Below are 7131 nucleotides of genomic sequence, written 5' to 3' on the forward strand. Positions count from 1 at the left end.
GTTGTCCGGGCGACGCCGTACGGAGTCAGCGACGCAGACGGCGCAGGACCCGGCCCGCCCGGCCGAGCCACCGGTCCGTGTGGTACTGCCAGGCGAGGGAGCGGCGCTGCCAGGCGCGGGAGCGCCGGGTGGCGGTGAGGTCGGCGAACAGTTCCTCGTAGGCGCGGGCGACATGGGACGGATCGAAGCGGCCGGCGGCGGTGCGGGCGGCCTCGCCCATGCGGCGCCGCCGGGGCTCGTCGGCGATGAGGTCGCACAGCGCGGTGGCCAGCGCCTGGCGGTCGCCCATGGGGACCAGCCGGCCGTCGACGCCGTCATCGATGATCTCGGCCGGGCCGAGCGGGCAGTCGGTGGCGACCACCGGCACGCCGCAGCGCATCGCCTCGACCAGCGTCATGCCGAAGGACTCGGCATCGGAGGCTGAGGCGACTATCGACGCCTTCGCGAACTCGGCCTCGATCGGGGAGACGGCACCCTTCAGCGTGGCCTGCCCGTCCAGACCCTGCTCGTCGATCAGTTCCCGGAGCCGCTTCTGGTCGGCGCCCGCACCGTAGATGCGCAGCCTCCAGTCCGGGAACTTGGCGGTGACCTCGGCGAACGCCTCGATGAGCAGGTCGAACCGCTTGGCCGGCACCAGGCGCCCCGCAGCGGCGATCACCTTGGGCGTCTCGTCAGCGGGCTGCAGGCCGAGGTCGGGAACGCAGTTGGGGATCGCCAGGATGCGAACCCCCGGCAGACGCATCCTTTCCCGGTAGACAGCGGCGTCCGCCTCGGTGGTGGTGACCACGGCGTCCAGGTCGCGGTAGCGGCGGGCGAGGCCGGCGCGCAGCCTCCCGTTGTGACTGTCGTGGGTGAGGTGCTCCTGGGCGATCCGCAGCGCGCGTGACGGGCCGAATCGGGCCAGGTAGACATTGATGCCGGGCCGGGTGCCGATGATCACGTCCGCGTCGCAGCTCCGCAGGTACTGTTCGGCGCGCTGGTCGGTGAGGGCGCTGTACTGCTTGTACCGCTTCTCTGCGGCGGGGAAGACCCGGGCAGGCTGGTGCAGCAGTCCATCGGCCGCGTCGGCGGCGTCCGGGCGGGTGTCGACCAGGGGTACGACCGTCACCCGGGGGTCGATCGCGAACCTCGGGCGCGCACGGTGGCGGAGCATCGACACGACGGTCACCTCGTGGTCGTAGGCGAGCGCGGCGGCGAGGTTGAGCGTGGTGCGGATGGTGCCGCCGATCCCGTAGACGTTGTGGATCAGGAATGTGATCTTCATGCGGCGGCCTCCCGGGCAGGGTCCGCTCCGGCCGGAGAGAACAGGTGGCGATCGACGTTCCGGATACTCGCGCGCCGGATGTCGACGCCGAGTTCCAGGCCGAACGCGGCCTGTGGATCGGGGGCCAGGGGCACCGCGGAGTCCTTTCCGGCCGTGCGCCGCTCGGGACGTGTCTGTCCCCGGGTGGGCGGGCATGGCACACTCAGGAGACGGCAGCTTTTACACCACCGTAGAAGTTTTACACGACTGTAGAAGGTGCGGGAAGGAAAGCCAAACCCCATGGGTTCCCACACACAGGGAAACGGCCCCAAGCGAGCCAACGGTTCACGCGAGGCCGAGATTCTCGACCTGTTGCAGCGGGCCGAAGGCGCGCTCACCCCCGGCGAGGTCACCGAGCGCCTCGGCGGCGAGCTCACCTACAGCAGCGTGGTCACGATCCTCACCCGCATGCACACCAAGGATCTGCTCACCCGTACCCCGCGCGGCCGGGCGTACGCCTACACCCCCGTGACGGACGACCCCGGCTTCGCCGCCCGCCGCATGCGTTCCGTCCTGGAGGAGCGGCCCGACCGCCAGGCCGTTCTCGCCCGCTTCGCCGACGGCCTCTCCGACGCCGACGCGGACCTGCTGCGCCAGCTTCTCGGCTCCGACCAGTAGGCCGGAGGAGGGCCGCCGGATGCGTATCGCCGTCTACCTGCCTCTTCTGCTCTCCCTGCTCGCCCCCCTCGGTGCACGGCACCTGCCGGAGCGGTGCGAACCGCGTCTGGCGACCTGGCTGCTCACCGCCTCGGCCCTCGTACTGGGCGCGGCGAGCACCGTCTCGCTGGGCCTGCTGGCCGTCGCCGGGCTGATCCGCATCCCCGTCCTGGCCGTCCTCGGCCACTGGTCGGTCCACGCCGCGCAGCGCGACGACCCCACCGAGCTGTCCGTATCCCTGATCGCCGGGCTGCTGCTCGGCGGCGCCGTTCTCATGGCCGCCCGCATGCTGTGGCGGCGCGCCCGCACCCTGGCCGCCGCTGCCCTGGAGGCAGCCTGCCTGCCCGCCGAGAACGGCCTGGTCGTGGTGGAGGACGAGGCCCCGGACGCCTTCGCGATCCCCGGCATGCCCGGCCGCGTCGTCGTCTCCACCGGCATGCTGCACACCCTGAACGAGACCGAGCACGACATCCTGCTCGCCCACGAACGCGCCCACCTGACGGCACACCACTACGCCTTCATCACCCTGGCCCAGCTCGGTGCCGCGGCCAACCCCCTGCTCCGTCCGCTGGCGACCGCGGTCACCTACACCATCGAGCGCTGGGCCGACGAGAACGCCGCCACCACCACCGGCGACCGCACCCGTGTCGCCCGCACCGTCGGCAAGGCCGCCCTCGCCGGCCATGCCGCGCGTGCCCGTAGCAGCATGAGCGCTGCCCTGGGCATCCTCGGCAACCGCACTCGGCCGGTCGGCGCCGGTCCCGTGCCCCGCCGTGTGGCCGCCCTCCTCGCCCCGCCCCTCGGCCGTCACCCCGCCCTCGCCGCCGCGACCCTGGCCGTCCTCGTCTCCACGTCGATGGCCACCGCCGAGGCCGCCCACGACCTGCACGCCCTGCTGGAGACCGTCGGCGCCTGGTAGGCCGGCCACAGGACACCGCCGAATGTGCCCGCAACCTCCGAATGTCCCCGCACACCTCTTGGATCCGTCCGCCCCGTGCCCAACACTGTGCCGATGACGCAGCGCGTGGAGCTCGCGACCGTGATGGACCGGCTGGCCGTGGACGACGTGATCACCGATTACGCGGTGGCCGTGGACGACGGCGACTGGGCGGCGTACCGGGGACTGTTCACGGCGGACGGGCGGGCGGACTACCGCTCCGCCGGCGGCATCGAGGGGGACGCGGGCCGGGTCGCCGGATGGCTGGCGGAGAGCCTGGGACTGTTCTCGATGCGCCAGCACCTGATCGTGAACCGCCGGGTGCGGTTCGGGGTCCTGGAGCAGGACACCGGGGACACCGCACGGGTCCAGGCCGACTACATCAATCCGATGCGGTTGTTCACCGGCGACGACTCGTCCACGGCGCCCGACTTCTTGTGCGGCGGCCGGTACTCCTTCGCCCTGCTGCGGACGGCCGACGGCTGGCGGCTGTGCGAGGTCGTCGTCCGGGAGAAGTGGCGCCGCCTGTCCGGACCGCGGCCCGCCGCCGCGACCGGCTGAGCCGAGGCCCTCTGTCCGGGAGGGTTCCCGGCGGCCACACTGGAAGCAGCCGCTGGGTAGGAGGCGACGTATGAATACGATCGACCGCTGGCTCGCCTCCCCTTGGCGTCGCTCCGCCGCCGCAGCCCTCGCGGGTGCCCTGCCCGTGTTCGCCTTCCCGGCGCCCGCGCTGTGGTGGTTCGCGTACATCGCCCTGGTCCCCTGGATCCTGCTCGCCCGATCCGCCCCGACCGGACGACGGGCCGCGTACGACGGCTGGCTCGGCGGGCTCGGCTTCATCGTGGCGGTGCACCACTGGCTGCTGCCCAGCCTGCATGTCTTCATCTTCATGATCGCGGGGCTGCTGGGGGTGCTCTGGGCCCCCTGGGGCTGGCTGGTGCGCCGGTTCCTCGGCGGGGTGCCCTCGCCGGGCCGGGCCGCGGCCGCCCTGGTGATACTCCCGTCCGCCTGGCTGGCGGTGGAGCTCGTCCGGTCCTGGCAGGGGCTCGGCGGTCCCTGGGGCATGCTCGGGTCCAGTCAGTGGGAGGTGGGGCCCGCGCTGCAGCTGGCCTCCGTGGGCGGGGTGTGGCTGCTCAGCTTCCTGGTGGTGGCCGTCAATGTCGCGGTCGCCGGGCTGGTGGCGGTGCGCCGGGCCCGGATACCCGCTGTCGCCGCGCTCGTCGCGACGGCCGCCGCCACCTCGGCGGCCTGGGTGTGGTCGCCGCGCCCGGACGTCGACGGACGCGCCCGGATCGCCCTCGTGCAGTCCGGCGTCATCAACGGCGCCGACCAGCGCTTCGACCGCGAGGAGAGGCTCACCCGGCAGCTCGTCGGACAGCACGTCGACCTGATCGTCTGGGGCGAGAGCAGCGTCGGTTTCGACCTGGGCCACCGGCCGGACCTGTCGCGGCGGATCGCGGCCCTGTCCCGGCAGACGGGCGCGGACATCCTGGTCAACGTGGACGCCCGCCGCTCCGACCGTCCGGGCATCTACAAGAGCTCGGTCCTGATCGGCCCGCACGGCCCGACCGGCGCCCGCTACGACAAGATGCGTCTCGTCCCCTTCGGCGAGTACGTCCCGGCGCGCTCCCTGCTCGGCTGGGCCACCTCCGTCGGCAAGGCGGCGGGCGAGGACCGGCGGCGCGGCAGCGAGCAGGTGGTGATGGACGTCGGCCACGGGCTGCGCGTCGGTCCGATGGTCTGCTTCGAGACCGCGTTCCCCGACATGAGCCGCCACCTCGCCGAGGACGGCACCGACGTGCTCCTCGGCCAGTCCTCGACATCGACGTTCCAGCACAGCTGGGCCCCCGAGCAGCACGCGTCGCTGGCCGCGCTGCGCGCCGCCGAGACCGGCCGCCCGATGGTGCACGCGACGCTGACCGGTGTCTCCGCCGTGTACGGCCCCCAGGGGCAGCGGCTGGGCCCGTGGCTCGGCACCGACGCGAGCACCGCCCGGGTGTACGACGTACCACTGGCGCACGGCATCACCCCGTACGTCCGCTTCGGCGACTGGCCGGTGCACGGCGCCCTGCTCGTACTGGCCGCCATGTGCGCGGCCGAGGGCGTGCGGGCGTTCAGGCTGCGCCGGAGCGCTCCTGAACCGCGCGTACGACCCGCTCGCACAGTTCGTGAGTCGCCAGTGCGTCACGGGCGCTGAGCACCTTGCCCGCGCGCACGGCGTCCAGGAAGGCGAGCACCGCCTGCTCGATGCCGCGCTGCCGGGCGACCGGGACCCAGTCCCCGCGCCGGCGCACCGTCGGCTGGCCCTTGTGGTCGATGACCTCGGCGAGGTTGATCACCTGGCGCTTGGTGTCCTGACCGGAGACCTCGAGGATCTCCTCGGCCGAGCCGCTGAGCCGGTTCATCACGCCGAGCGCGGTGAAGCCGTCCCCGGCGAGCTGGAGCACGACGTGATGCAGCAGCCCGTTCTCGGTACGGGCACGCACGGTCACGTCGTCGGCCTCGCCCGGGATCAGGAACCGCAGGGTGTCCACGACGTGGATGAAGTCGTCGAGGATCATCGTGCGGGGCCGCTCCGGCAGCCCGATGCGGTTCTTCTGCATCAGGATCAGCTCACGCGGGTGGTCGGCGCACTGCGTGTACCCGGGGGCGTAACGGCGGTTGAAGCCGACGGCGAGGGAGACGTTCCGCCGCTCGGCGAGCTCCACGAGCCGCTCGGAGTCGGCGAGTTCGTAGGCGAGCGGCTTGTCGACGTACGTCGGTACGCCCGCCTCCAGGAGCCGGGTGACGATCTCGGGGTGCACGGTGGTGGGCGCGTGCACGAAGGCGGCGTCCAGGTTCTGGGCCAGCAGCGCGTCCAGGGTGCCGTGGCGCCGGTCCGCCGGGAGGTGGAGGCCGTCGCCGACCCGGGCGAGGGTCTCCGGCGTCCGGGTCTGCAGGTGCACTTCGATCCCCGGCTGCACGCCGAGCACCGGCAGGTAGGCCTTCTGCGCGATGTCGCCGAGTCCGATGCAGCCGACCTTCACGACTCTCCTCCAGCGGTTGCCCCGGTCTGTGGTCTCCCACGCTTCCTCCCCGGAAGCATAGCCGTCGCACGGGGCACCCGGACTGCCGCGGGGACCGCTGAAAACTCCTGGTCGGGGCGGGTGAGTTGGGTGAGGATGGGGGCATGACGAACGAGCGCCTCGAACCTGCCCAGAACGCCGACGAGCGCACCATGCTGGAGGGCTGGCTCGACTACCACCGGCAGACGCTGGCCTGGAAGTGCGAGGGCCTGACCGACGCGCAGCTGCGGACCTTGTCGGTGGAGCCTTCCGAGCTGTCGCTGATGGGCCTGGTGCGGCACATGGCGGAGGTGGAGCGTGGCTGGTTCCGCAAGGTGCTGGTGGGCGACGACCCGGGCCCCCTCTACTTCACCGAGGAGGACCCGGACGGCGAGTTCCACCTCACCGAGACGGACACCTGGGCGGAGGCGTACGCCACCTGGCAGGCCGAGATCGAGATCGCGCGCCGCAACGCGGCCGGGCTGGTCCTGGACGACCTCTCCAAGGGGACGAGCCGCAACACGGGTGAGCCCTTCAGTCTGCGCTGGATCTACACCCACATGATCGAGGAGTACGCCCGGCACAACGGCCACGCCGATCTGGTCCGCGAGCGGATCGACGGAACCACCGGGGACTGACGTCAGCCGGGCGCCGCGCGCATCCCTCGTACGGGGCGGGAGATCACCCGGGTGGGGCACCATCCGCCGGTCCCCTGTTCCAAGGCCGCCGCCGACGCAGCAGAGTGGCGCGGGTGCATCGAACGACGACCACCGCAACTCTCCTGGTGACCGTGGCCGCGGCCCTGACCGGCTGTACGACGGTCCAGGGCCCGACCGCGGCCGACCCGTCGGCAGCCGGCGCCCGCTCGACCGCGCCGCGTCCGGACGGTCCGGCCGAACCACGGGTCGTGCACGCGCCGGCCCGCGAGGCCCTGGAGATGATCGGCCCCTCCCGGGCCCCGGACCGCCCGGCCGACGAGACGCGCCGTACGACACCCCCGGCGGACCCGCCGGAGCACGAGCCGCCGACCGCCCGGGTCCGCCCGGGACACCAGCCGCCCCTGACCCGCCCCGAGGCGCCGGAGCGGACCCGTGCGCCCGAGCACCCCCGTGCCGTGGTTCCCGACGTCCCGCGGTCGCCCGGCGCCGACACCGGCAAGGACGCGGACATCTGCGCCCGGGGCACTCAGT

The 7131-nt window shown here is 72.8% G+C and carries 8 protein-coding genes; 6 read left to right on the forward strand and 2 right to left on the reverse strand.

Annotated features, from left to right (window positions below; translation table 11 throughout):
• Positions 1-25: 25 nt before the first annotated feature.
• Positions 26-1264 (reverse strand): glycosyltransferase family 4 protein, encoded by a 1239-nt coding sequence (locus ACFW2E_RS37330; protein WP_384473617.1) that lies wholly within the window; start codon positions 1262-1264, stop codon positions 26-28.
• Positions 1265-1543: 279 nt separating this feature from the next.
• Here ACFW2E_RS37330 and ACFW2E_RS37335 point away from each other — a divergent pair, with 279 nt between their 5' ends.
• The 4 genes from ACFW2E_RS37335 (at position 1544) to lnt (ending at position 5094) form a co-directional block, all read left to right on the forward strand.
• Positions 1544-1921: a BlaI/MecI/CopY family transcriptional regulator gene (locus ACFW2E_RS37335; protein ID WP_384473620.1), complete on the forward strand. Its 378-nt coding sequence runs from the start codon at positions 1544-1546 to the stop codon at positions 1919-1921.
• 19 nt (positions 1922-1940) lie between these two features.
• Positions 1941-2879, forward strand: a complete 939-nt coding sequence (locus ACFW2E_RS37340; protein WP_384473622.1) for a M56 family metallopeptidase — start codon at positions 1941-1943, stop codon at positions 2877-2879.
• Between the two features lie 93 nt (positions 2880-2972).
• Complete coding sequence (locus tag ACFW2E_RS37345) at positions 2973-3458, forward strand: nuclear transport factor 2 family protein (protein ID WP_384473625.1); 486 nt, start codon at positions 2973-2975, stop codon at positions 3456-3458.
• A 70-nt stretch (positions 3459-3528) separates the two neighbouring features.
• Positions 3529-5094, forward strand: coding sequence for an apolipoprotein N-acyltransferase (lnt, locus tag ACFW2E_RS37350; protein ID WP_384473628.1), 1566 nt, complete (start codon positions 3529-3531; stop codon positions 5092-5094).
• Here the strand turns inward: lnt and ACFW2E_RS37355 are convergent.
• The gene (locus ACFW2E_RS37355; RefSeq protein ID WP_384473630.1) at positions 5012-5923 is read right to left on the reverse strand and encodes a Gfo/Idh/MocA family protein; all 912 of its coding nucleotides are present in this window, start codon (positions 5921-5923) and stop codon (positions 5012-5014) included. The two genes, lnt and ACFW2E_RS37355, sit on opposite strands and share 83 nt — an antisense overlap.
• Before the next feature lie 143 nt (positions 5924-6066).
• Between ACFW2E_RS37355 and ACFW2E_RS37360 the strand changes: the two genes are divergently transcribed.
• Positions 6067-6579, forward strand: coding sequence for a DinB family protein (locus ACFW2E_RS37360; RefSeq protein WP_384473633.1), 513 nt, complete (start codon positions 6067-6069; stop codon positions 6577-6579).
• Positions 6580-6692: 113 nt separating this feature from the next.
• The coding region (locus tag ACFW2E_RS37365; RefSeq protein WP_384473636.1) for a hypothetical protein at positions 6693-7131 on the forward strand (439 nt) is incomplete at its 3' end.

It is taken from the genome of Streptomyces sp. NPDC058964 (assembly GCF_042741275.1).
Lineage (GTDB): Bacteria > Actinomycetota > Actinomycetes > Streptomycetales > Streptomycetaceae > Streptomyces.